Raw genomic sequence first — 24528 nt, forward strand, 5'->3', positions numbered from 1 at the left:
AGCAATTCCCTTCGTTCATCTGTGGATACGACGAAGATAACACCAGAACTGGCCTCAAACATTAGGCCGAAGAAATAGCCCTAGTTCTCAAGGAACAGTGGGCAGGGCCACGGTTTCTCGGCTTAACGTTTTCCTCGGCATAATCCGAATTAAGCCGAATTCGGCTTAATTCGGATCGAGGCTCTCAATATGCCAGCAACGCTTATCGGCGGTTACTAAACGCTAACGGCTTTGCTGGCAGCATGAGCCGCAAAGGCGACTGCTGGGACAATGCAGTCGCTGAGAGCTTTTTTGCGAGCTTGAAAAAGGAACGTGTGCAGTGGCGAAGCTACCAGACCCGAACCGAGTCACAGCGGGACATTCTGGATTACGTTGTGATGTTTTATAACAGTCGACGACTGCACTCTACGCTGGGCTATATCAGCCCGATGGGCTACGAAGCAGCGGTTGTTGAACTGAGGAAAGCCGCTTAACTGGGTTGTCACAAAGTGCTTGACCACTCCATCATGAAATCTTTAGAACTTCGAGTGCCCCCAGCTTTACAGGGCGCGATTTTTAGTCTTTCTGTTATGTATTCCTCCAGGTTCTAACGCGAGGGGAATCCCTCTTATATTCAGGACGATACCTTCTATGTTAGGCGCTTTTAACTTGGTAACCCCGACAGAGATACTGTTCGGACGGGGGCACATAGCCCAACTAAACGATCGGGCGGCAAAACTGGGTACGCGAGTACTGGTGGTGCATGGTAGAAATCCAGGCAGGCTCTCTGGTGTCTTCGAGTCATTGAAGGCCGTCGATATCGTGCAAACGCTGTCCATTGAAAAAGAGCCAGACCTGAAAACACTGATGGCGGCCATTGATCAAGGTAAATTGCTGGGTATAGATCTGGTGCTCGGAATCGGCGGTGGCTCTGTCATGGATACCGCTAAAGTACTTGCCGCTATGCTGCCCAGTCAGACAGATTTGATCAGCCATCTGGAGGTAGTCGGAAGCGGATTGCCACTGTCAGCCAAACGCCTACCGTTGATTCTGGTTCCCACCACCTCTGGCACAGGTGCCGAAGTCACTCGAAACGCTGTTATTGATATTCCGGAAGCCCAGCGTAAGGTGAGTCTCAGGGATAACCAGTTACTCCCGGATCTTGCTTTGGTAGACCCTGCGCTGACCGACAACTGCCCCCGGCAGGTCAGCTTATACTCGGGACTAGACGCTGTTACTCAGGTAATCGAGCCCTATTTATCGTCGCGCTCAAATCTGTTTACGGACATGTTGTGTATGGAGGCTATCCCTAAGGGGCTCCGGGCATTAAAGCAACTTATGGACAGGGAATCCGAAGAAGCACGCGACTCGCTGGCTCAGGTTAGCCTCTTCGGTGGTCTTGCTCTTGCGAACTCGGGACTGGGTGTTGTTCACGGTATTGCTGGCCCGTTAGGCGGATTATGCGGTGCGCCGCACGGTGCGATATGTGGCGCATTGTTACCAGCCGGCATCGCCGCCAACCGAGATAACGTGGTTGAAGCTGAACAGATCGCTCGTATCGACCGGGTGATTGACTGGATTGCTGACGTATTTGAGACCTCCAGAGGCCAAGCATTGCAACGTTTTCGGCAATGGATTATTCAGAATGGATTACCCGGGCTTGCGTCGATCGGAGTGACGGAGGAACACATTATTGCAGCCTCACAAGCAGCGGCCGGCTCTTCCTCCATGAAGGCCAATCCTGTGGTGTTGTCCACCGCAGCAATAGAAAACATTATGCGCCATTCTTTTTGATTCTGAATATGGCGGATTGGCTTTGCAACAGCACGTTAGTGACTCAAAAATAGCTTGGATTGAGCATGGAAATCAAGGCCTGCCCTGCTGCACATACTGGACAAGAAACAACTCAGTGGCATGCGGGCATCTTTGCCTGTGCTTCATTGCGGTATGCAACTCTGACGGAAAACTTTATGAGCATCGCTTTATGGAAAAAATATTGAGAAGAATATTCCAACCAATACTCCGCATATTTGAATCTGGTGACGGGGAGTATCGTTATGAGAAATCACACCGAAAGATACTCATTGCTATGGGTGTATTGTTTTTAGCCCTATCAACTGTTTCAGCGGTATTAGCGATCATTTCATCACAAATGGGTGGGCTTATTCCTTTTCTCGTATTTTTTATGATTGGGCTTGTATGTGAAGTGGTTGGGTTATTAGGGAGTAACCGCGCGGTTGCAAAAATTTGGGGCAGTAAATAGACGAGTTGTGAATCCATTGGGGCAGTTCTGCCCAATACGCGAGTCGTCGCGTGGCTCAAGGGAGCCGGAGGGACCGTCAGTTGGCGGGCAGCGGGTTTTCCCTGGACCTGCCTGACATGCGGCCAAAGGAGACCTGATTGCGCCCTTGCAACTTGGCCCGGTAGAGCTCCTCATCGGCCCTGGCAATAGCTTGGTCCAGGGTGACATGTTCGGAATGACGGCTGGTGACACCGATGCTGATGGTGCATTGAATCACCCTGCCGCGGTCATTGGTCACCAGCTGCTCAATATTGTGGCGGAAACGTTCGGCCACTTTGAGGGCTTCCGCCTCGCTCGTTTCCGGCAACAAAAGAGTGAATTCCTCACCCCCCCAGCGGGCCAGGAGGTCGCCGCGGCGCCGCGATCTATAAAGCTCGTCAGCAATTACCTTTAAGACCTTGTCGCCGACGGCATGGCCATATTGATCATTGATGTTCTTGAAACGGTCGATATCGATCATAGCCACACAGACGTTTCTGTTCTTGCGCGTGACGAGGCTCCATAGTGATTCGGCGACAGGCAGAAAACCGCGCCGATTGCTCAGGCCGGTCAGCAGGTCAGTCTGGGCATTTTGCTCGGCTGCCGTCCGGGCCTCTTCGTTTTTACGAACCAGATCGGCCAGCGCTAACATCAACAGTATGGCATCCACTATCATGCCGATGTCCACGGCGTAGTAGCCAAGCTGGGTATAAGGAATCATGCCGGTTACCGTTGAGGCCGTAATCGAAGCACCAACAACGGAGGCTAATGTGCCCAGCATGAAATAGCGTGCGAACTGGTTGCCCGCGACCCAGCTCGACGCGCCCATGTAGAGCATCAGTACACTGAACAAAGGCGCAACCAGGAATGCCAGGCGCAGCGCCAGACCCTGTTCGCCTAAGGCGAAACAGACAACAAAGAGCGCAAAATAAGCCACGCCAATTGTCTGGAAAGTTCTGTGGAGCCGTGGTTGGCGACGTTTGGTGCTCAGAAAATTCGTCGCAAACGCCAAGCCGGAGCTGGCGAAACACAACATCAGCAGGGGTGGCGCCCATTGTTGCCAGCCCACCGCCTCGGGCCAGAGTAGGGCCATTCCAATGCCGTTGTAGGACGCGGTCATAGCTACAAAGCTGCCAGTGTAGAGCGAGTAGAACAGATAACGCCGCTGCCGAAGGCCGACGAACAACATCAGGCTGCAGGCCGAAAGTGCAAACATGACGCCGTAGACGAAGCTGTAGAACGTCGTTTCTGACTGCTCTAGACTGTGGCTGGCCGCAATACTGGAAAAATACAGTGGCACCACCATTGGGTCCGCTGTCTCAATCCGCAGCAACAGGCGTGTCTCGCCGGGCGGAAACGGATAGTCGGCACTGGGTATGCGTTTGGCGAGGGAGCGCTCATTCAGCGGAATACGATCACCACCGATAAAGTGCTGTGGCAGCCGACCTTCTGTGATGAAAAAGAAGTCGACCTGTTCCAACCAGCCTGTTCTGACGGACACGCGGCGCAAAATGGTGTCATCGGTCGGATTGAGAACATTCGCCACCAGCCAGATTGCACCGGAATTGATGCCTCTGGTTAACACGCTGGACTCAGGATACTTCAGGACAGCGGGATTCCCGCGAATCAGGGACTGAACCCCGTCAACGGAGAGCGCCTCTTCTTGTTCAGCGAGAAATGCCATCCGATCGACCATTGCGCCCTGGAACACGGTTCGAGCGTCGATGATCGGCACTGATCCGTCATCGACAGCTGATTCAGCCAGCGCGCAGGTTGTCAGGTTCACCATGGTCAGAAGAAAAATGAGGGGCCAATGTGGTCGCACTTAACTGTTCATCCGTTAATGTCGTTTTCGTAGAATATAATTAAACTACTGACATGTCATATCTGGCGTCATCGTTCGGCGATGTCCTCCATCAAAACGTCGGGGCATATCAAAAAATCAGCGCAGACAGCGTTAACACGCAAGTTTTTCCATCTGTGCGGTGTCGAGATCGTAATACCCGATTTTTACGGTATTAAAGTTCAGGTCGACAAACAGGTGGCAATAATAGTCCCCATGGCGCCAGGCCATGGCCACGCTGGAATTGTTGGAGTAGTTGAGTTCAAAATGGCCATCAAAGGCCGGGTAGTTGCTACGAAACTTCATCAGGGCCAGTAAGCGTTGCACGACGGGCTTTTGAATGTGTTGTTCCACTTCGTCCAGGGTGTAGTAATGGCGATTAATATCCCGCAGTTCGCCGCTTTGTTTCATCAGTTCGTGGTTATTGCATCCAGCCAACAACCCCACGTAGTAGACCTGCGGAATGCCAGGTGTGAAAAACTGGATCGCCCGGGCAGCAATGTAGGCGTCATCGTTCTGCATGAGCGCGTCGTAGAAGGTGCAGGTGAGCTGGTAGATTGCGCCAACGCTGTGGATATTGGCCGCCGAGCGCCGCATGATCGGGTCTGCACTGCGGGCATCAATGTTATCAATAAGCGCTCGGATTTTTTCATCCGGCAACACACCTTCGACATCCGGAATACAGATTCCGTCGTGGGTATCTAATACGGTCACCATGTTGCGTGGGCACATTCGCAGCCAGTTTTTCAGGTACACGCTGTTTGCGTCCAGCAGCGAGTAGAGCAAAAGGGGCGGCAGAGCAAAGCCGTAGGGGTGCATGTTGCGTCGGCCGATCGCGTATTGATAACTGGTGTGATCGTGGACTTCCGGTAGGCATTCGGCGCCGTGTTTCAGGGCCACTTCGTTAATCCAGTCGAGTATCCGATAGACCTCGGGCTCCACCAAAAAGCAGCTGGTTCCCATACGTTTGGTGGTGTAACCAAAGGCATCGAGCCTCAGCAGGTTTACACCTTTTGAGGTGAGAAAGCCGATATAGCTTTCCATCAGGCGGTAAGCCTGGTCGGACTCGTAATTGAGATCAATCTGCTGGTCGGTGAAGGTGCACCAGACCCGGGTTTTTGTGCCATCCGCAAGCGTCACTTCGCGAAAGGGTTCTTTCTCTTTGCGGATATGAATCTTGGCCATGTCATCCGGGGAAATCTCGCCGAACTTGTCGACATGGACAAACAGGTCGGCATACTCCGAATCAAAGCCATGGGCGATGAAATCCTTAAACTCGGCAGACTCGTCAGAGATATGGTTCACCGTCAGGTCGACACACAGGTCGTACTTTTTGGTGAAGGCTTCAATGTCGTCCCAGGTACCAAAATCCGGATCCACTTCCTTGTGCGTCAAGGGCGAAAACCCGCCATCGGCATTGGAGGGGAAAAACGGCAGGATATGCAGCCCTCCAATGGCCTGTGACAGGTGTTTGTCGACGACTGTGTAGAGGTCTTTCAGGTCATTGCCCATTCGGTTTGGGTAGCAAATCAGCTGCACGGCATTTTTTAACAGCATGTGTCTAGCTCCTGGATTGGGTGAAGGTCCGATCAGGCCGCGCGATGACCTATGGCCAAAATCTTGTTTAATTTTGTTGCGCGTCGGCGTTCAACCTCATTGATAAACTCCCGCCCCCAATACTCGATGTCATAACGGCAAACCACTTCGAAGGCTTCGCTCAGTCGATTCCGGGCTTCGCTTCGGCTGATTGCCAACGCGTAGTAGCAGGTATCGGCCAGGTCCTGCGGGTGGTGCGGATTCGCCAGAATGGCGCCGCGCAGTTCTGCCGCAGCGCCGGCAAATTCAGACAGCACCAGTACGCCACTGCCTTGGGTTAAGCCCTGGGTTGCGATGTATTCTTTTGCGACCAGGTTCAGGCCATCCCGCAGCGGCGTAATCCACATCACATCGGCTATGGTGTAATAGGCCACCAGCTCTTCAAAGGGCAGGGCGCGGAAGAAGAACTGCACCGGGGTCCACCCGACCTGTGCAAACTGCCCGTTAATGCGCCCCACCGTTTGTTCGATCTGCGACAGCAATTCCTCGTAAATAGTCATTCCGGCCGCCGCCGGCACGCAGATCAGCATAAGGGTGACTTTGGTTTTCAGTTCAGGATGCTCGTTCAGAATGCGCTCATAAGCCTGTAGCTTTTCAATAATGCCTTTGGTGAAGTCGAGACGCTCCACCGACAAAATCAGCCGAACATCCTTGAACTCTTCACGCAGTGTTTCCATTTGCGCGATGACACTCTGGTCAGACAGGGCGGTACGAACGCGATTCAGGTCAAGCCCGACCGGGTGTGCACCCAGCCCGATCTTGCGGTCATTCACTGTGATTTCGGTGCTCATTTCATCTAGACCCACCGCGCAGCCATAGGTCAGAAAGCGCGGTGCACAGCCCATTTTATGGGTGACCTCAAGCGGTGTGACGCCTCTAGCCACATCCACAAAGTTCTCGGCCTGCCGGGGAATATGAAAACCAATGTGGTCACACTGCAACAGGCTGCCGATGATTTCGCGGCGCCAGGGCAGCACGTTGAATACGTCGGCTGACGGGAAGTAGGTGTGATGGAAAAAGGCGATAGTGAGGTCTGGCCGCATCTCGCGTAAATAGGCAGGTACCATCCACAGATTGTAATCGTGAATCCAGACCACGGCGTTTTCCGCCGCTTCCTCGGCGGCGCGCTCTGCAAACAACCTGTTGACCTTGAGGTACACCTGCCAGTGGTCATCGCGGAACGTGGCCCGCTCCCAAAAGGTGTGCAGGGTCGGCCAGAAGGCTTCTTTCGAGAATCGTTTGTAAAAGATCTCAACGTCTTCTTCGCTCAGTGCTACTCGTGCCGCGACCAATTTTTCGTAGCGGCTGGTATCCACTTCGGTGTGGGTCTGGAAGGGGCCGAGATCGGGATCGTCAACTGACCAGGCGACCCACGAACCCGCTTTGCCATCGGAGAAGAAGCTTAGCAGTGTGGGGATGATGCCATTGGGCGATTTGGGCCGACGTCGAATCAACTCCCCATTCTCAACCACTTCTTCATAGGGCAGGCGATGGTAGACAATCACCAGGTCGGATTTGCCCCTGTTCATGTAATCCGGAATTTCGGCTTCAATACCCAGATGGCCCAGATAACCAAAATGTTCGAATGCCTCCAGAATGCCACCACAGCCCGACGCTCCAGCATGAAGTACTCGCGCCTGGTGCTCGGTTGCTGCCAGCAGTCCGGCCTCGGACTCACCGACACAGACACCCTTGAATTCGTGTTGATACATCGACAGGTCATTCAGGGTGTCACCGGCAACCAAGACCGATTCTGGGTCTACCCCCAGGTGTTCAACCAGACGGGACAGGGTGCGTCCCTTGTTGACGCCCCGCGGAAGTATGTCCAGATACTTGCCCGCGGAAAAAAGTACATCACAGGATAATGCGCTGACGCGTGCCAGCATGTCTTCGCTGACCAGGTCGTTGTCACAGAAGTAAGAGACGCGGCGCTCCTGAGGGACTTCCTGACGCTGCAAGCCTTCAAATGAGGACAGGGCGCTCTCCACAACTTGCTCACCTGGCCAGAGTTCGTCGATTTCGCCCTGCAGGGGCTGGATGGCTTGTTGCGAGGCGCCATGAACCACGGTACAGCCGACATCGCAGATAATATAGTCGGGCTGCGGAATCGTCGGATCGGACAGCAGGGGTAGTACGGCTTCCAGCCCTCGACCGGTAACAAACACTAAATCGATCTCGGGGTGAGCAACGATGAGTCGATAAAGCTTGAGGCGATTTTCCGGATCACCCGCGAGAAAAGTACCGTCAAGGTCGGTGGCGAGTAGCATTTTATACTCCTGTATAAGTCTTTCCTTATGTCCAGGAGTTCAGCAAAACATGGCGTAGAGATGGGACACTAGCGTGGGCAAAGTTTTGCTGAACTAGGGGACCCTACAAACTACCAATGCAGTTTTCATACCGGAAGTCGGCGGAAACACCGGTATTCTGCCCATGAAGTTCGAAAATGCCTAATGTGATCATAGTGATACAGACATTTCCGTGCATGGCCTAGCTCTTGCAAGATTCACAGCACACACGTGATCACAAAGGCGGTGCATAAAGATAAGAACAACCCCCAAGTGCTTGCAGGCCGCGGGCAACACGCCCCAAAAGCAAGGCTAAGTCAGGAGGTTCCTATCTGGTCTCTTATGCGCCCCATTGGTGCGATTCTGGGCAGCGTCGCACTATTACAGCTCGGCAGTGGTCTGCTCAACACGTTGCTGGCTGTGACCGCCGACGGCCAGAGGTTTTCAACAATCTGGATCGGCTTTATTATGTCCGGCTTCTTCGTCGGCTTTGCTTGCGGCATATTCGTCAGCGTTCGCCTGATCCGGCGTATGGGGCATATCCGCACCTTTGCCTTCTGCGCGGCACTTTGCGCCACCATCGCGCTCCTGCATGTCATTTGGATGAATCCCTGGGTCTGGCTACTGTTGAGATTTTGCTACGGCATCGCCTTTGTCACTCTGATGACAGTTACTGAAAGCTGGCTCAATACCCGGGCCGCCAGGGAAGAGCGCGGCCGCGTTTTTGCGCTTTATATGGTTGTTAATCTCGGGGCTATCGCTCTGGCGCAGCAGCTCCTGCGCCTAAACTCCAGGGAAGTGTTTGTGCTGTTTTCCCTGTCTGCCATATTGATCTGCTGGGCGCTTCTGCCAATAACGATCACCAGCCGCAGCCAGCCCGTGATTCCGGATCGGGCGAAAAGCAGCCTGAAAAAGTTGATACAGTTTGCGCCGCTTGCGGTTGCGACGTCGGTGCTCTCTGGCTTGGCCATGGGAGCCTTTTTGGGGATGGCGCCGCTTTACGCCAGCAAGTTGGGTTTTGGTCTTTCAGACGTTGGCTTGCTGATGAGTATCACTATTGTCGGGGGTGCGCTTTTGCAGATCCCGATCGGCCGCTTTTCCGACACCCATGATCGCCGCAAGGTTCTTATCTGTGTTGCAGCTCTGGCTGCGGTGATGTGTTTGATAATGCCGCTGGTGCAAAACCAGAGGATGTTGATGATTACGTTCTTTGTCTGGGGCGGCCTGTCGTTTTCTCTTTATCCGCTGGGTGTGGCGCAGTTGCTTGATCAATTGCACCCGGATGAGGTGGTCTCGGGATCAACCGATATGCTGGTGTTGCATGGCGCCGGTTCTGCCCTGGCGCCTTTGTTTGCGGGCGTTATCATGAATCTGGTGGGCACTCAGGGTATGCCGCTTTATATGGCGGGCATCCTCTTTTCACTGACCGGCTATGCGGTTTATCAGGTCAGACATGTTTCGGTTCTGACCGCAGGGGAGCATGCGCATTTTGAGCCCATGATGCAGACGTCTCATGAGATTGTTGGCATGATCGAAAAAGAAGGTTAACGACTGCTCGCCCGCTCTTCCTGCAGCTTGGCCCGAACGTTCATCAACACGTTGCCGTACTTGTTATCGCCCCGGCGATCCCGCCCACAACCCCAAAAATAATCGAAGTTACTGTTTTCCATAATCTTTTGATCGCCGGTGTTGAGAAGCGCTTCCGTCAGCTCAGGGTGAGTGCGGCAACGGGTGTAGACGCCCCGGGTCATAACGGTTTCACGCACCTGCTTCCAGTCACTGCGAAAACTCTTCCAGCGTTTGCGGCCCAGTTTGCGGGCCTCAGTCGGTGATATGGCGTTTCGCACCTGTTCCTTGTGGACGTCATCTGTAAACTTCATACCCTGAAAATAATGCTCCACTGACGGCCACACTTTACCCTCCAGCTCGAAACTGTAGCGGGCGTAGGTCCCGAGGGGGCTATGCGGATCGGTACGAGAGATAAAAAGACTGCTTTCGCCGTCGTCTATTGGAAATAGGGACATGATAACCGTCGCTGCAAGAAAATGAGTCAATACATCAAATAATGAGTATACCGATGACTCCCGGAACGACGCCAGACAATGACAACAGTCATTTGACGATTGAAGAACGACAGCGAAATTTTCAATCGTATATGTGAACTATCACGTCTCGCATTTACATGAGTTGATGACGAGAGCCTCCTATGACAGATTCACTCGACGGCATTTATACCGTGCCAGGCTGAAAATCTATTCTTCGTCGCTGAAAGCCGACCGGTGGAACTCTGCGGCTTCTTCTGCTTCCTTGACGCCCGCTTCCCAGAGTTTGGGTACGTCGCCACCCGTCAGCACCTCAAGCACCGCGTGAACACCTTTGGCCAGCGAGGAAAGGTTGTACCCACCCTCCAGAACGAACGCGAGCTTGCCCTCGCAGTGCGTGTCAGCAATGTCCTGAACAATTCTGGTCAGCACTTTAAAGCCGTCATAGGTGAGGTTCATCGCCATATCGTTGCGGTGGGGGTCAAACCCCGCCGAGACCAGCACCAGATCCGGTTTGAAGTGCTCGGCGGCGGGCACCAGTATGTCTCGGAAGACTTTTTCGAAGGCAATGTCGCCGGCGGTTTCCGGAAGGGGGACGTTGATGGTGTAACCTTCACCCAGGCCAACACCCACCTCTTCAATCAGACCAGACCCGGGATAAAACGGTGCGGCGCAATGGGTGTCGAAGAACAGCACATCCGGGTCTGCCCAAAAAATATCTTGGGTGCCATTGCCGTGGTGCGCATCCCAGTCAATGATCAGGACACGTTCACAGCCCAGCTTTGCCTGGGCATGGGCGGCCGCTACGGCAACGTTGTTCAGTAGGCAGAAGCCCCGTGCACGCACGGGCTCGGCGTGATGCCCCGGCGGACGCACAAGGGCGAAGGCGCTTTGTGCCTCACCCTTGCAAACGCTTTCCACGGCAGCAATAGCGTTGCCGGCTGCCGCGGTGGCCGCTTTGATGCTGTCGGGGGAAACCGCCGTGGTGTCTCTGTCGAGCCAGACGCGTTTGCCATCCAGTGAAAAAAGATGGTCTAGATAGGACGTGATGTGCACGCGTGCCAGCTGATCGTAGGTGGCAGCAGGCGCTCCTGACTGGAACTGGACACCGGGTATGGGGTTTTTATCCAAATGCGCTTTGATCGCCGCCAACCGGCCCGGATGTTCAGGATAGCTCCATTTAAAGTTCAGTCCCTGGAGAATAGTCCTGACTCGCTTTTCTACCCGGCTAGGAATGAACGGCAGGTCCACCTCGGGATTATGCCCCAGCATTATCTCATCATAAAACACATTAACACTGCGATCGCCGATCACAAGACACTCTCCTTTTTGAGCTCTTTCGGTTGCCTGTCGTAGCTATCGTTTCGAGACGGTTTCGAAACGGTTTCGACAGGCTCCTCATAGTTGCGGTGACGCCAGGGCTTCCTTCACCGTCGAGGTGAAGGCTGCTGCACGAATACCGGTGGTTTTAAAACCCAATTTGGCCCAGGCGGCCTTGGCCTCTTTGTTAGACTCAGCGTATTCAAGAATCAGCTCATGCACATGATGGCTTTCCGCAAATCCAACCAATTCCTGCAGCAGGGCCCTGAAAATACCAAGATTTCGAAACTCGGGCTCCACCCACACATCGTCAATTATTCCCGACTTGTAAACCAACGCTTCCGCCTGTTCCCAGATTCCCTGACTGTGCCACACATAGATATAGCCCATGCCGATGATGCCGGCATCCGGGTTCTCTGCCACAGTCAGTAGCTTATTATCGTCGCCCAGTGAGGAGCGCAGTACGTTCAGGAGCCGGTTATGTTCGTTCTTCCTGAGATTCTGCGGTGGCGCTCCAGAGACATGCAATGCCAGTTTGGCGAGAAAATCCACGAGTACCGGAAGATCCTCTTCGCGTGCTTCCCGAAGCACAAAGGCCGTTTTACTGCCTTTCTTTCTGGCCATAAAAGACTCCTGGAACGGAATGACGCAGAACAGACTTCGCTGAAGATCAATCGGAGCCGCATCTCCCATTTACTTTAGCCTAACTATTCAAAGCTCTCCTGCTTCATTTCAATTTCCCGACTATCAATTGCCGTATGGCGCATGTTCTGCTCCAGAACCGGGCAGCCGGGCAGCCGGGCTGCGGCCATCCTGTTTTCTATCCCTTCGAGTGCCCAGTCAATGAAGTTCAACACCGCACTTTGCTTAATCGCCTGCGGCTCCGTTCTGTGGCGTAGAGCGCCCGCGTCTGCGTCAGACAGCGACCCTATCGCTGGGTTTTTGGCATTGTTCATACTCGTGATATCGGGCCTTACGCTATTCGAATATGGGTCAGGTTGGTCGTTAGGCATCGATAATCTTGTCATTTTCGACACGGCAACGGTTCCGGAGAACTGGCCCGGGCGGATGTCCGGGGCCACGGCATTGTGTTTCAGCATGATTGGCGCCGCTTGGTTGATCAGTATGATTCCGATGCGTCACTCCACGCTGATATTGCAGCTTTTCGCCCTGGCGGTGACCATTGTCAGCGCTGCAGCGCTGATTGGCTATGTGTTTGGTGTTAGGGAGTTCAGGTTGCCTATTTTCTCAACCATGGCACTGCATACGGCTGTGCTATTGGTTCTCTGCGGTTTGGGCATGCTGCTCGTACGGCCCGGCGAAGGCCTGATGAGCTCTGCCACCAGTCGTTACATTGGTGGCCGTTCGCTGCGGCGCCTGCTTCCGTTCATTGCGGTGACGCCAGTCCTTACGAGCTGGCTGAGCATGCAGGGCGTGTTGGCTGGCTACTATTCCGAGGCATTCGGCTTCGCACTGAGCAGTCTGTCCAGCATCCTCGTGCTGGGCTTTGTCAGTTGGCTTGGTGCCGACGCGCTCAACTGTGAGGAAGAACGCTTCCGCTCCACCATCGACGCTTCCCCCGTGGCCACAATCATGATCGATCAGGACGGCATTATCCGGATTGCCAACCGGCTCGTACATTCAGTCTTTCGTTACCCGGATCATGGCTTGGTGGGGTTGTCTGTTGAGCAATTGCTATCCGATCAGTTCCGTCAGGGCCATAAAGGTTACCGCCGTGAGTACATGCGCAACCCCACGCAGCGAATAATGGGGGAAGGGCGCGAGCTGTTCGCTCTGCGCCAGGACGGCACCGAATTCCGGGTCGAAATCGCGCTGAACCCTGTTCAGACGGCCGACGGTCGCTATGTTATGGCAGCTGTTGTGGACATTACCGACCGCGTGGCGGCTGAGCAGAGAATCCTGCGCCTTAACCGCATGCACAAAGTGTTAAGCGGTATTAACACCTCATTGTTCGCACCCAGACTCGCGATTCGCTCTTCGAGGGGTCGACACGCATCGCAGTGGAGGACGGAGAGCTGCTTGCCGCATTGATAGTGCATTACGACAGCACGCTGCAGCGGTGCACAATTCTAAACGCGCACGCCGCCGAAGAGCAGATTGAAACTCGGCTGTTGATTGGCTCTGAGGTGGACTCAATCCGCGAATGCGTGCAGCAAAATCGCGTTGTTGTGCGTAATGACCTGGCTGGGGACCCTGGCGACGACGACCCTGCGGATCTGGCCAAGCTTGGTATACGTGCTTTGGCGGTGTTCCCGCTGACTTCAAATAACCATTCACCGGAAGTGGCCTTGTTGCTGTGCGGGCGCGAGTCGTTTTTTTTCGACGAGCCGGAACTCAAGCTTTTACTGGAGGTGGCTGGCGATATCTCATTTGCGATGGCTAACCTGGATAAGAGCCAGGAGCTTGCGTATCTCACGCATTTCGACAAGGTCACCGATCTACCAAACCGCCTGCTGCTTACCGACCGGCTCCAGCAGGCCATGTTTCAGGCCGACAGCTATCAGGGCATTGTCAGTATTTTGTATATGGACATCGACCGCTTTAAGCAGGTCAACGACAGCTTTGGTCATGCCGGCGGCGACGAGGTGCTCCGACGGGTGGCTGAGCGGATTGGTGCATGTGTTGGCAAGGCCGATACGGTATCCCGCTGGGGTGGCGACGAATTCATTGTTCTGCTGCCAGGCCAAAGTGCTGGCGACGCCGCTGGGGTCGCCAGCGCTATCAGTAGGGCGTTACATTCGCTCATTGTGCTGGGTGGCAGCCGGGAATTGTTCGTCTCGTGCAGCATCGGCATTGCGGAGTATCCTCATAAGGGCGGTGATATAGATGCACTCATTAACAGTGCAAGAAGCGCGATGTCCGCGATTAAGGAACAGGGGGGCAATAATTACCGGCATTTTGTAGCGGGAGGCGATCAGGCCTTCGATGACGGGTTGGAGCTGGAAACATCATTGAGACAGGCGCTGGGGCAGAAGCAGTTCCGGCTTTACTATCAGCCCCAGATTGATATTGTCTCCGGACGGGTTTTGGGGCTAGAGGCCCTCTTGCGCTGGCATCATCCTACGCAGGGCATGATTGCCCCGGATCGCTTCATTCCTTTGGCCGAAAAGACCGGATTGATTATACCCATCGGCGAATGGGTGCTGCGCGAGGCTTGCAGCCAGGTTGCCACCCAGCACGGGTTGAAAGTGGCGGTGAACCTGTCCGCCCGACAGTTCCACCAGAAAGACCTGGTGGCCATGATCCGTCGAATTCTGGATGAAACCGGTATGCCGCCGGTGAACCTGGAGTTGGAGATCACGGAAAGTGCTCTGATCTACGATGTTGAACTGGCCATCGCCACGATGGAGCAGTTGAACGACCTGGGTGTGAGCGTTTCACTGGACGACTTTGGCACCGGCTATTCCAGCTTGAGTTACCTGAAGCGCTTCCCCATCGACATGCTCAAGATCGACAAATCTTTCATTGACGAAGTGACGACAGACCCCGACAGCAACGTGATTGTCAAAACCATCATCGTTATGGCTCACAGTCTGGGGCTTAAGGTCATTGCCGAAGGCGTGGAAACCAAGCAGCTTACAATGCTGCGCGAACACGGCTGCGACCAGGCTCAGGGCTATCTCATTGCACGTCCGTTGCTCTGCCAGGAGGCTCTGGAAGTAGCGGCGCAAACGTTCGTCGTCCCGACGTTATGATTGATGTCACAATGGAGTGCCAGGTTTAGATAAACGTCCAAGCCAATATTCTCGTGGTTTTATTGCCCTGCTTCATCTCTATTTCCTGCACGTCGATGGCACCAAGCTTAAGAATCAATTTTTTTGCAGGCTTCACATTGTCAATTTTCGAAACCAGGCTTGTAAACCAGCGGCATTGAGTTGAAAAAACCTGGCTTTCTTTTATGAGTTTTTTAAGGAACAGTCGTTCGCCACCTTTACACCATAGCTCGGCTCCCAAGCCGCCAAAATTAAGAGTGGAAGACGTGATTTTTTGCTCACCGCGATGACGAGTAAGGTTGTTAATTTTACGCTGGCTGCTTGTTAGAGCTTCCTCTTGCGACGCATGAAACGGCGGGTTGCATACGCTGACATCAAAGAATTCTCCGGTTTGAATGATTCCTTCAAAAATGTGATTTTTATCGTGTTGCGTGCGCAGTGCGAAACGGTCTTTTAGCGTGGGGTTATTAGCGATAATCGAGGCTACGTTTTCAAGTGACTGACGGTTAATATCACTACCCACACACTGCCAACCGTATATCTGGCACGCTAATAGCGGGTATATCCCATTCGCACCCGTTCCTATATCAAGTAACGAAATGCTGGGTTGGGTATTAGCCTGGTTCGTCGTAGGCTCGCCAACGCCAAGCAACTCGGCTATGTAATGGATGTAGTCGGCTCTGCCCGGAATGGGCGGACAAAGAGCGCCCTCTGGAATATCCCAATCAATAACGCTGTAGTATCGCTTTAATAGCGCAGTATTCAGGGCTTTTACGGCCAGTGGGTCTGCGAATTCTATGGAAAGGTTGCCGTAAGCGTTTTTATGCACATAGGGGGCTAGTGGCGCACAGCTTTTTACAAGCGATGGAAAATCATAGCCCTGCTTGTGTCGATTTCTCGGGTGCAGACCTTTGCGATCAGGCTTGGTTTGGTTCTTTTCACGTCGGTAGAGTGTGCTCACAGCAATATATCCGAGGTTTAGAATTTAAAAGTGAAGCGAAGCCGCCCAGACCCATTATAAGCCCTTAAGACACGACCGCTCCGGTTATTGCAGCCCCAGTCGTATAACCATTAATTGACATGTGTAACGTGACAAATTACACTTGCGTTCCGCGATCGAAACTTGGCAGGCAGGAGCAGCAAACGTTTTCGATAAATGACCAGTGGCGTCATCGCTTTTTTTTGACGATGGTAATACGTACAAGGTCATATGCAACGACCACTGGGAGAGGTAATGACGATGGCTATTCCTGACACTGGCAGTATGCAGCACAAGCCGACCCATCCTGGTGAAATGTTAAGAGAGGACTTCATCCCAGACTACGACCTAACGGTTGCTGGATTGGCTGAATCTTTGGGGGTATCTCGCCAGTCGGTTAATGAACTGTTGCGAGAGCGCCGTGCGGTCAGCCCTGAAATGGCACTTCGGCTTGCGCGTTTGTTTGGTAATTCTCCAGAGTTTTGGCTGAATGCGCAGCGCGCTGTTGATTTGTGGACTGCAGCGCTATCGGTCAAGGAAGAAGTTGACCGAATCACACCGTTAGACGCTGCATAACCAGATCGTGCAGCAAGATTAGACATTGTTGAAATGGACAGATAAACCAACATTTAACCAAGAGAATACTATGAGCAAGAAACCCGCAAAAGATTCAGTAACAACGGCCTCAATTGAAGAGCAAACAGCGGCTTTTTTAAAGGCTGGCGGAGCGGTTCATTATGTTGTCAAAGGTAAAAGCGGGCAAATTGCCCCTGTAGGCCCGAAGCCGGTTACCCCGAAGCCGGTTACCCCGAAAAATGGCTGATGTGTTCGTTGGCTGGCGCTGAAGTGATTGGCAAGCTCATTAAAAAGCATTGCTTTTTTTGCTAAGTTTTGGGGTGGCTCTTACGCCATACCCCAGAGCTTTGCTGCATAAAAAACGTCTTTTATAGCAGCGTCAAAGCTTATCAAGTTTCTGGGCATTCAAACCATTCCCGTATTAGAAGTGGAGTCTATTGATGAAGCCAAAAGACATCGCGGCGCAGTTCGTTGCTGATATCCAAGCCCAGCGTTTTGATGAGGCGAAGGCCTTGCTGGTTACGGACGGATTTGAATATGTTGGGCCAAACATGCGTTTCGTGAACCCGGATGACTTGATGGCCTACCAATTCGGGATGGTCGCCATTCAGAAAGCCTTGATTCTCCGTCAGCTCAGCGCCGATGAAGAGCAGGTGTTCGCAATTCTGGATTACCGGACCAATTTTGAACCGATTGGCGATGTGCGGCTGGCAGTCTGGTTTAGTGTTCTAGGCGACAAAATCCAAAAGATTGAAGCGTTCTATAATGCGGCTGTCGTTGAAAACATGTTGGGGGGCAACCTCCCTCAGTCGACCGTTAAGGCTGCTGCCGATAAAAACGCTGAATAGCGGTTACTAGCTGTTTTACATCGTTGTTATCAACGTCCTGGTGGGTCACGAAGCGAATAGGCTCACCGGCGGTGATAAGAATGCCCTGGCTCGCCAGATAATCGCGCAGCGCCGCGGCTTTGCCAGAGCGGCAGCGGGCGTAAACGATGTTGGTCTGGGTGCGGCTCGGGTCAATTTCCAGCTCTGAAATTGCGGCAAGCCCGGTACTTAGGTAGCGGGCGTTTTCATGGTCTTTTTGCAGTCGCAGCGGCCCTTGCTCCAGGGCGATGCGCCCGGCCGCTGCCAGTATTCCTGCCTGGCGCATGCCGCCGCCGAGCATTTTGCGCAGGCGTGTTGCGCGCTCAATAAAAGCTGTTGAACCCAACAACAGTGACCCCACTGGGGCGCCCAATCCCTTCGACAGGCAAACGCTGACGGAATCGTAGTGTTTGGTTATGTCCGTTACATCACAGTCTGATTTTACCGCTGCGTTAAATACCCGGGCTCCGTCTAGATGAAGCTGCAACCGGTGGTCATCGCAAAAGGCGCGAGCCTGGCGTTGATAGTCCAGTGATAGCACTTTGCCGCCGATGGTGTTTTCCAGCGATAGCAGGCGCGTTATGGCGAAATGAAAGTCACCGGGCTTTATCGCTGCGCGGGCCTTGTCGAGGTTGATGCTGCCGTCGGGCTCATTCTCGATGGGCTGAGGTTGCACGCTTCCAAGCACGGCAGCGCCACCGCCTTCGTAGCGGTAGTTGTGCGCTGACTGGCCACACAGGTATTCGTCGCCACGACCGCAGTGGCTCATAATAGCCAGCAGGTTGGCCTGGGTGCCGCTGGCCGTAAACAGGGCAGATTCGAAGCCCAGCCGCTCGGCTGCACAGGCTTGCAGGTTGTTCACTGTTGGGTCTTCACCGTAAACATCGTCACCAACCTCCGCGTAGGCCATGGCCTCGCGCATTTCCCGGGTAGGGCGGGTAACGGTGTCACTGCGAAAATCAATCATGGTGGCGCTCTTTTGCATTATCGCTAACGTGTGAAATAGATCGTGGCATTCTACAGTGAAAGGCAGGAGGCGATTCAACCTTCGTGGCGGCTGAAGTCTATGGGGTCCAGCCGATAAAAACCGCGCAGTGCTTCGTAAACGTCCGGTTGTTCGGCTTTCAGATGTTTTGGCTGCTGAAAAAAAGCCTCTGTAAGCACCGCAAAAAATTCGGCAGGCTCGGTGGCACCGTAGGGGTCTAGCCAGCTTTTCTGATGATGCCGCAAGCTGGATCGCAGGTTCTCATACGCTTTGGTCATCGTTTGTTGCCACACTTGGGCTTGCTGGCCGCTTAGCGGCGGCGCACCGTCTGCAGTGCCGTCCAGGTAGTCCAGTTGGTGGGCGAACTCATGAAGAATAACGTTGTGAGGACCGTCTGAATTCATCGCGCCTTCTTCGCATTCAGACCACGCCAACACGACTTGCCCCCGGTTAGACGCTTCGCCCGCACGAACCTGATCTTGAACACTAACCACGATGCCATCACTCTGTGCTGTTTGAACGCGATACGCATTCGGGTACACCAGAATGCTGCGAACATCGTCATAAGAAGCGTAGGGGCGGGCCAGAATAAGCAGGCAAGCGTGGCCGGCAATGGTGATTTTTACCCGCTCGTCCACATGAAAATCGGCGCAGCCGTAGAACGCTTTTTCGGAAAGAAAAAGCTGAACGTATTTTTCCAGCTGTTTTTTCAAGGGCGGGGGGAGTTTTTGATAGAGTGGCATATGGGCCCGCAGCAACTTGCGCCAGGCTTTTGGAAAAGGCTGTTGCAGTTCACGTTGTCGCCGCCAGTTGCGGTAGAAAAACAGGTAAAATATCGCGAAAGCGATGAGCGCCAGAGCAAACACGGCGAATACAAGTGGCGAAGACAATGTGGCTGTGTCCTGTCTGGAGGGCAGTTTTGCCATCTTATCCTATTCATCTATGAGGTGTTGTTATGTCGAATAAACGAGTAGTGGTCATCACCGGGGCCAACCGCGGAATAGGCCTGGAGCTAGCCCGGCTCTTTGCCGCAAAGGGTTGTGAGGTGATTGGCGTGTGTCGTGAAACGTCGGCCGAGCTTACGGAAGTGGCTGCCAAGGTTGTTGTTGGTGTGGATGTTACAACCGACGCCGGTGTGGAAAGACTGATGGCCGGCTTGCAAGGCGTTCAAATCGACGTACTGATTAACAACGCGGGTCTGTTGCAGGACGAAGTGCTGGGCAGCATCGATTTTGACTCCCTGCGTACCCAGATGGAGATCAATGCCTACGCACCGTTGCGAATCGCCGAAGCCCTGTTCCCGCAAATGCCTTTCGGTGGCAAGATCGCGAATATCACCAGCCGCATGGGGTCGATTGCTGATAACGACTCCGGCGGTCGCTACGGTTACCGTGCCTCCAAAGCTGCATTGAACGCGTTTGCGAAATCTCTGGCGATAGATTTGAAACCTCACGGTATCGCCGTCGCTCAGCTTCACCCGGGCTATGTGAAAACTCGCATGGTGAATTTCGGCGGGCTGATTACGCCAGAAGACTCTGCGAAAGGGTTGGTTGCGCTGATTGACGGGCTCAATCTGGAGAATTCCGGAACCTTCTGGCACAGCAACGGCGAGCAGTTATCCTGGTAGAAGGAAGACGGTGATAGAGGATGTGGTGAAGGGAAGAGCGTATTAGCGAGAAGGGCATAGTGGAGAGAAGGGCGTGGTAGAGTATCGCGCCTGAATATTGCGGCGAATCCTTTGCTGGTGTGTTGACGACTTTTGAGGTTTTTATGGCCCGTTTTGAACTGCTGGGTACCGCCACCATTCCGGGCAAAGGCACGGAGCTGCGCCTGCTCCAGCGCAATGATGAATTTTCGATCAAAATTGCCGGCAAGTCCGGTGAACTGATGAACAGCCGCCTTCACGGCTCCGAAGATGCCTTGGCAACGCTCGCTTGCGAGCGGATTGCCGATCACCCCGCACCACGCGTACTAATTGGCGGTTTGGGCATGGGCTTTACGCTGGCAGCAGCCCTGGGCACGCTGGGTGGTAAGGCTGAAGTAACTGTGGCTGAGTTGGTGCCGGACGTCGTTGAATGGAATCGCGGGCCACTGGGCCTTGCGGCGGGTTATCCCTTAAAGGATCCCAGAACGAAAGTGCACGTCGGCGACGTGGTGCAGCTGATCAAAGACTCCCCGGGCCATTATGACGCCATTTTGCTGGACATCGACAATGGTCCCGAAGGAATGACCCGTAAGGAAAATGATTGGCTGTACACCGCCGCCGGTATTGCCGCCGCCCAGGCCGCGCTGACGTCCGAAGGCATTCTGGCTTACTGGTCGGCAGGGCAAGACCCCACTTTTACCGAACGGATCAAGCGTGCCGGGCTGTCTGTTGAGCCGGTGACGGTGCGTGCCCATCGCCCCGGAAAGGGTGCTAAGCATGTCATCTGGCTGGCGTGGTAGTGGCTTTGGTTATGAGCGCTCTTTATAAGAATTCTTTGTGTGTATTCCCTATCCGTATTACGGCTTGAATTAAGGAACCCCGATTAATGTCCTGGATGGCCATGGTTACCCAGATTCTTATTCCGGTGCTGCTGCTGTTTTGGTTTGCACGGTTTCCGGCGGCTGGCTTTCTGGCCTTTGGGCTTCAGGCGATTTCGGTTGGCGCGGTTATTCTGGGGATAGGGCTCGCGGCTTTATGGACGATGCCGCCTTTCTGGGTACCTTATGTTTACGCCGTTGTGTTCCTGTTGATTACGGCTTGGCATCTTGTGCGAGGCCGCTTCCTGGGCAACGGATTTTGGCAAGCGTCAGCCGGGCCAACCACGCTGGTGCTGATAGTAGCCGGGTTCGGCTCGATCGGCGGTTATATGGGTTATCTGGCGTGGCTGGGCCGTGAACTCCCGCCGGTAGACACCGTGAATATCGCACTGCCCTTCGGCGCGGGCGACTATCTGGTGGCACAAGGGGGCTCAGGCAGGCTGGTCAATATTCACCTGCATACACTGGACGAATCGGTAGAGCGATTCCGGCCCTGGCGGGGCCAGAGCCGCGCGCTCGACATTGTACGGATTACGCCGTTTGGCCGTCATGTAGAAGGCTGGCAACCCGCTGACCCAGCTCGTTATGTCACCTTCGGAACAGCGGTATTAGCACCTTGTAAGGGGGAAGTCGCCAGAATTGTGGACGGTGTTCAGGACATGCAGGTTCCTGAAATAGACCCTGAGAATATAGCAGGCAATTACGTCGCTGTTGATTGCGGTGATTTCTTTGTGGTGTTGGCGCATTTGCGCCAGGGCAGCGTTCAGGTTCGGGCCGGAAACAGTCTGGAAATTGGCGACAAGCTTGGGGAGATGGGTAATTCCGGCAATAGTTCAGAGCCGCATTTGCACGTGCATGCCCAAAGAGGCTTGCCCGAAGAGGCTCCGCTAAGTGGACAGCCACTGGCGCTGACCATCAACGGAACCTTCTATGTGAGGAACGACAGGCTCAAAGTAACCGAACCCGGGGCTTCACTGAGCCGTTAAACGCGCGGTTTTTTTGTAAATCTGCAAATAACGTTTGAGGACGAACGCCGATGACGTATTTGGCGCAAACTGTTTGTATCGCCTTTTTGACGATTTTAGGGCTAGGCAACGTTATGGCGACAGAAGAAGCTGAATACACCGTTGTGCTCAAGGATAAGAACTTTGAGGTGCGCGATTACGAGCCACATATCCTGGCCGAAACCATCGTAGACGGAAAGTTTTCTAACGCCGGTAACAAGGCCTTCGGCCGGTTGTTCAAATACATCTCCGGTGACAATACGTCCCAGCAGACAATTGAAAAGACCTCGCCGGTCGCGCAGGAAGCTGAAAGCGAAAAGATTGATATGACGTCGCCGGTCAGTCAGAAGCGGGAAAACGACAGCTGGGTAGTAAGCTTTATGATGCCAGCGTCTTATACAATGGAGACACTTCCAGCGCCGAAAGACCCTAAGGTGGTTCTGCGCCAGGTTCCCACCCAGCGCATCGCTGTGGTGCGCTACTCAGGCACGTGGAGTGAAGAGGGTTACCAGAACAACAAGAATAAGCTGGACGCGTGGATCAATGAAAACGGCTTTCGCGTGATTGGCGAGCCGGCTTGGGCACGCTACAACCCGCCCTTTATGCCCTGGTTTTTGCGACGGAATGAAGTGTTGGTCCGCATCGTGATTCCGGTGGACAATAAGTGAGGCTCGGCCAGCCTGCATCCAAAAGCCGTGGTAGCACGTAACGCTTTGAACAATTCTGTTCTGTTAGAGCAAACGCCATGAGTCCATCCGACGAGTCTCGGGTTATTGAAATGGCCTGGGAAGACCGCACGCCTTTCGAGGCCATTCAGCAACTGTACGGCATGTCAGAACCTGAGGTTATCCGGTTTATGCGCAAGTCACTGAAGCCAGGTAGCTTCAGGCTGTGGCGGGCGCGGGTGTCGGGCCGCTCAACCAAACACCTGAAGTTGAGAAGCCCGGACATAAGCAGGGGTTATTGCCCAACCCAGTACAAACAGCGCTAAGCCCGTGACATTACCCCTCCAGCTTCCGCACCCGCTGCGCCAATAAAGAGAAATCAAAGAGCTTTCCCTTTGGCAGTAGCAGCAACAATAACGACACCGCAATCGGTACAAAGGTTGCCAGCAGGAAAGATTCCAGCAAATAGGTGAGCGGCGCCCCCGGTGCGGGAAACAGCATCAACCCGGTAGCCAGGCCGGCAAACGTGCTAATAGCGGCGTTGTAGCTTTGGTAACGGGCGTTGTAGAAGCCGAAAAATACCGGGAAAGCGGCGGCGCAGCACAACAGGTCGGCCAGCAAAAACAGGTAGAGCACGCTGTAGCCTTGGGCCGCCACGAACAACACCGGTATCGACAACAACACAATCAGCCAACGCGACAGCGACAGCAGGCTATGGTTGCCCAACTTGGGCAGCAGTCGGCGCAGGTCTATGACCATGATGCTGGTCAGCCCGCTGATGGTAGAGTCTGCGCTGCTCATAATCAGCGCCAGCCCGAAGGGTAACAGGCCAATGGCAAACCACACGGGCACATCGGCCAACAGCACGCTGAACAGCGCCACCGAGCCGTCACCCGGCAAGCCCAGGCCTACAAACGCCAGCCCGAACAATCCCATGATGAAAATGATAGGGAAACTCAACAGACCGCTGAGGATAAAACCGTTGCGGATAACCTTGTTATCACGGGCGGCGAAGACTCGCTGCCAGGTGCCTTGGTAAAATAATCCGGTCAGCACCACCGCCAGGAAAAAAGTCAGGCCGGATTTCAAACCGTTGATGTCCAGCGGGTTCAACAGGTGCGGTGCCTTTTCCTGCAAGCCTTGCAGCGCCGGAGCCAAACCACCGGTGGCCTGCCAGCCAAAACCAATCAATAGCGCCAGGAATGGCAAAATCACCAGCATTTGTACCCGGTCGGTAAAAATAGTGACCCGCAGGCCGCCGTACAGGGTGTACAGCAGGGTGGCGCCCATGACGATGCTGGCGGTCAGCCACAGAGGAACCGGCGCCAACAAAGACACCATTTTGGCAATGGCCGTCAGGCCCGCTGTCAGGCTGATAAATAGATAGAAAACCATGATCACCAGCACGAAGCCATACATAATACGGCCATAGCGGCCGAGCACAAATTCGGTGAGGGTGTGGCCTTCGGGCATCAGTGTGCGAATGCGTTTACCCAGGGGAATCATGATCAGCCGCGGCGCCAGGGCACCCAGCGCATAACCGGTAACGGCACCAATACCACCCCAGGTGGCGGCTTGCGCCGGGCCAAAAAGAATCCAGGTGCCCATGGTGGTCGCCAGCAGTGTCAGCAGAGTAGCGGAGCTGCTCTGGCTGTTGCGGGCCACCAGAAAATCGTCCAGTTTGTCTTGCTTGTGGCGGGCGTAAATCAGGCCGGGTATGGCAAAAAGTGCGGCGAATAAAACCAGCCACACAAGGGCGGTAGAGGTGCTTAGCATTGGTAAATCTTCCTTGCCGTGGCAGACGGGAGCGTCATCGCCAAAGGTGGCGAACGACCGGGACAACCGGGACA

24 protein-coding genes and 1 pseudogene are annotated in these 24528 nt (G+C 54.0%); 14 read left to right on the plus strand and 11 right to left on the minus strand.

Going from position 1 to position 24528, the window contains the following annotated elements:
• Positions 1-164: 164 nt before the first annotated feature.
• The 3 genes and pseudogenes from MELB17_RS00540 to MELB17_RS25275 all read left to right on the plus strand — a co-directional run.
• A pseudogene (locus MELB17_RS00540) lies at positions 165-473 on the plus strand (IS3 family transposase); the annotation flags it as partial.
• Positions 474-630: 157 nt separating this feature from the next.
• The gene (locus tag MELB17_RS00545) at positions 631-1773 is read left to right on the plus strand and encodes an iron-containing alcohol dehydrogenase (protein WP_007348151.1); all 1143 of its coding nucleotides are present in this window, start codon (positions 631-633) and stop codon (positions 1771-1773) included.
• A 22-nt stretch (positions 1774-1795) separates the two neighbouring features.
• Positions 1796-2242 (plus strand): hypothetical protein, encoded by a 447-nt coding sequence (locus MELB17_RS25275; protein ID WP_227498749.1) that lies wholly within the window; start codon positions 1796-1798, stop codon positions 2240-2242.
• Positions 2243-2318: 76 nt separating this feature from the next.
• On the opposite strand, the gene MELB17_RS00555 is transcribed toward MELB17_RS25275, so the two are convergent.
• From MELB17_RS00555 to ggpS, 3 genes are all read right to left on the minus strand, one after another.
• Positions 2319-4085, minus strand: a complete 1767-nt coding sequence (locus tag MELB17_RS00555; RefSeq protein ID WP_007348153.1) for a diguanylate cyclase — start codon at positions 4083-4085, stop codon at positions 2319-2321.
• Between the two features lie 132 nt (positions 4086-4217).
• On the minus strand, positions 4218-5660 hold the full coding sequence (gtfA, locus tag MELB17_RS00560) for a sucrose phosphorylase (protein WP_007348154.1): 1443 nt from the start codon (positions 5658-5660) through the stop codon (positions 4218-4220).
• 32 nt (positions 5661-5692) lie between these two features.
• Positions 5693-7966 (minus strand): glucosylglycerol-phosphate synthase, encoded by a 2274-nt coding sequence (gene ggpS / locus MELB17_RS00565; RefSeq protein WP_007348155.1) that lies wholly within the window; start codon positions 7964-7966, stop codon positions 5693-5695.
• Between the two features lie 360 nt (positions 7967-8326).
• On the opposite strand from ggpS, the gene MELB17_RS00570 reads away from it, so the two are divergent.
• Positions 8327-9532 (plus strand): MFS transporter, encoded by a 1206-nt coding sequence (locus tag MELB17_RS00570; protein WP_007348156.1) that lies wholly within the window; start codon positions 8327-8329, stop codon positions 9530-9532.
• On the opposite strand, the gene MELB17_RS00575 is transcribed toward MELB17_RS00570, so the two are convergent.
• From MELB17_RS00575 to MELB17_RS00590, 4 genes are all read right to left on the minus strand, one after another.
• Positions 9529-10008 carry an NADAR family protein gene (locus MELB17_RS00575; RefSeq protein ID WP_007348157.1) on the minus strand — a complete coding sequence of 160 codons (480 nt, stop codon included), beginning with the start codon at positions 10006-10008 and terminating at the stop codon, positions 9529-9531. The two genes, MELB17_RS00570 and MELB17_RS00575, sit on opposite strands and share 4 nt — an antisense overlap.
• Before the next feature lie 228 nt (positions 10009-10236).
• Positions 10237-11340, minus strand: coding sequence for a histone deacetylase (locus MELB17_RS00580; RefSeq protein WP_007348158.1), 1104 nt, complete (start codon positions 11338-11340; stop codon positions 10237-10239).
• An 84-nt stretch (positions 11341-11424) separates the two neighbouring features.
• The gene (locus MELB17_RS00585) at positions 11425-11970 is read right to left on the minus strand and encodes a GNAT family N-acetyltransferase (protein ID WP_036183244.1); all 546 of its coding nucleotides are present in this window, start codon (positions 11968-11970) and stop codon (positions 11425-11427) included.
• Positions 11971-12053: 83 nt separating this feature from the next.
• On the minus strand, positions 12054-12446 hold the full coding sequence (locus tag MELB17_RS00590) for a hypothetical protein (RefSeq protein ID WP_007348160.1): 393 nt from the start codon (positions 12444-12446) through the stop codon (positions 12054-12056).
• On the opposite strand from MELB17_RS00590, the gene MELB17_RS25280 reads away from it, so the two are divergent.
• Positions 12445-13398: a PAS domain S-box protein gene (locus MELB17_RS25280; protein WP_007348161.1), complete on the plus strand. Its 954-nt coding sequence runs from the start codon at positions 12445-12447 to the stop codon at positions 13396-13398. The genes MELB17_RS00590 and MELB17_RS25280 overlap by 2 nt on opposite strands.
• The gene (locus tag MELB17_RS25285) at positions 13368-15062 is read left to right on the plus strand and encodes a putative bifunctional diguanylate cyclase/phosphodiesterase (RefSeq protein ID WP_007348162.1); all 1695 of its coding nucleotides are present in this window, start codon (positions 13368-13370) and stop codon (positions 15060-15062) included. The genes MELB17_RS25280 and MELB17_RS25285 overlap by 31 nt, the downstream gene beginning before the upstream one ends.
• Before the next feature lie 25 nt (positions 15063-15087).
• On the opposite strand, the gene rlmF is transcribed toward MELB17_RS25285, so the two are convergent.
• Complete coding sequence (gene rlmF / locus MELB17_RS00605) at positions 15088-16041, minus strand: 23S rRNA (adenine(1618)-N(6))-methyltransferase RlmF (protein WP_007348163.1); 954 nt, start codon at positions 16039-16041, stop codon at positions 15088-15090.
• 273 nt (positions 16042-16314) lie between these two features.
• Between rlmF and MELB17_RS00610 the strand changes: the two genes are divergently transcribed.
• The 3 genes from MELB17_RS00610 to MELB17_RS00615 all read left to right on the plus strand — a co-directional run bounded on the left by MELB17_RS00610 (position 16315) and on the right by MELB17_RS00615 (position 17483).
• The gene (locus tag MELB17_RS00610; RefSeq protein ID WP_014873018.1) at positions 16315-16635 is read left to right on the plus strand and encodes a HigA family addiction module antitoxin; all 321 of its coding nucleotides are present in this window, start codon (positions 16315-16317) and stop codon (positions 16633-16635) included.
• Positions 16636-16705: 70 nt separating this feature from the next.
• Positions 16706-16882 carry a hypothetical protein gene (locus tag MELB17_RS24870; protein ID WP_007348165.1) on the plus strand — a complete coding sequence of 59 codons (177 nt, stop codon included), beginning with the start codon at positions 16706-16708 and terminating at the stop codon, positions 16880-16882.
• Positions 16883-17075: 193 nt separating this feature from the next.
• The gene (locus MELB17_RS00615; protein WP_007348166.1) at positions 17076-17483 is read left to right on the plus strand and encodes a hypothetical protein; all 408 of its coding nucleotides are present in this window, start codon (positions 17076-17078) and stop codon (positions 17481-17483) included.
• Here MELB17_RS00615 and ltaE read toward each other — a convergent pair.
• Positions 17452-18468: a low-specificity L-threonine aldolase gene (gene ltaE / locus MELB17_RS00620; RefSeq protein ID WP_007348167.1), complete on the minus strand. Its 1017-nt coding sequence runs from the start codon at positions 18466-18468 to the stop codon at positions 17452-17454. The genes MELB17_RS00615 and ltaE overlap by 32 nt on opposite strands.
• Positions 18469-18542: 74 nt before the next feature.
• The gene (locus MELB17_RS00625) at positions 18543-19376 is read right to left on the minus strand and encodes a M90 family metallopeptidase (RefSeq protein WP_036183249.1); all 834 of its coding nucleotides are present in this window, start codon (positions 19374-19376) and stop codon (positions 18543-18545) included.
• A 65-nt stretch (positions 19377-19441) separates the two neighbouring features.
• Between MELB17_RS00625 and MELB17_RS00630 the strand changes: the two genes are divergently transcribed.
• The 5 genes from MELB17_RS00630 to MELB17_RS00650 all read left to right on the plus strand — a co-directional run bounded on the left by MELB17_RS00630 (position 19442) and on the right by MELB17_RS00650 (position 23004).
• Positions 19442-20113 (plus strand): SDR family oxidoreductase, encoded by a 672-nt coding sequence (locus tag MELB17_RS00630; RefSeq protein WP_007348169.1) that lies wholly within the window; start codon positions 19442-19444, stop codon positions 20111-20113.
• A 143-nt stretch (positions 20114-20256) separates the two neighbouring features.
• Positions 20257-20931, plus strand: a complete 675-nt coding sequence (locus MELB17_RS00635; protein ID WP_007348170.1) for a hypothetical protein — start codon at positions 20257-20259, stop codon at positions 20929-20931.
• An 86-nt stretch (positions 20932-21017) separates the two neighbouring features.
• Positions 21018-21995 carry a M23 family metallopeptidase gene (locus MELB17_RS00640; RefSeq protein ID WP_007348171.1) on the plus strand — a complete coding sequence of 326 codons (978 nt, stop codon included), beginning with the start codon at positions 21018-21020 and terminating at the stop codon, positions 21993-21995.
• 113 nt (positions 21996-22108) lie between these two features.
• Positions 22109-22681 (plus strand): SOUL family heme-binding protein, encoded by a 573-nt coding sequence (locus MELB17_RS00645; protein WP_227498751.1) that lies wholly within the window; start codon positions 22109-22111, stop codon positions 22679-22681.
• A gap of 77 nt (positions 22682-22758) precedes the next feature.
• A complete protein-coding gene (locus MELB17_RS00650; RefSeq protein ID WP_007348173.1) occupies positions 22759-23004 on the plus strand; it encodes a TIGR03643 family protein in 246 nt (81 codons plus the stop codon).
• Positions 23005-23014: 10 nt separating this feature from the next.
• Here MELB17_RS00650 and MELB17_RS00655 read toward each other — a convergent pair whose 3' ends face one another.
• Positions 23015-24454 carry a sodium:solute symporter family protein gene (locus tag MELB17_RS00655; RefSeq protein WP_007348174.1) on the minus strand — a complete coding sequence of 480 codons (1440 nt, stop codon included), beginning with the start codon at positions 24452-24454 and terminating at the stop codon, positions 23015-23017.
• Between the last annotated feature and the right edge of the window lie 74 nt (positions 24455-24528).

It is taken from the genome of Marinobacter sp. ELB17 (genome assembly GCF_000169375.1).
In the GTDB taxonomy this organism is placed as follows: domain Bacteria; phylum Pseudomonadota; class Gammaproteobacteria; order Pseudomonadales; family Oleiphilaceae; genus Marinobacter.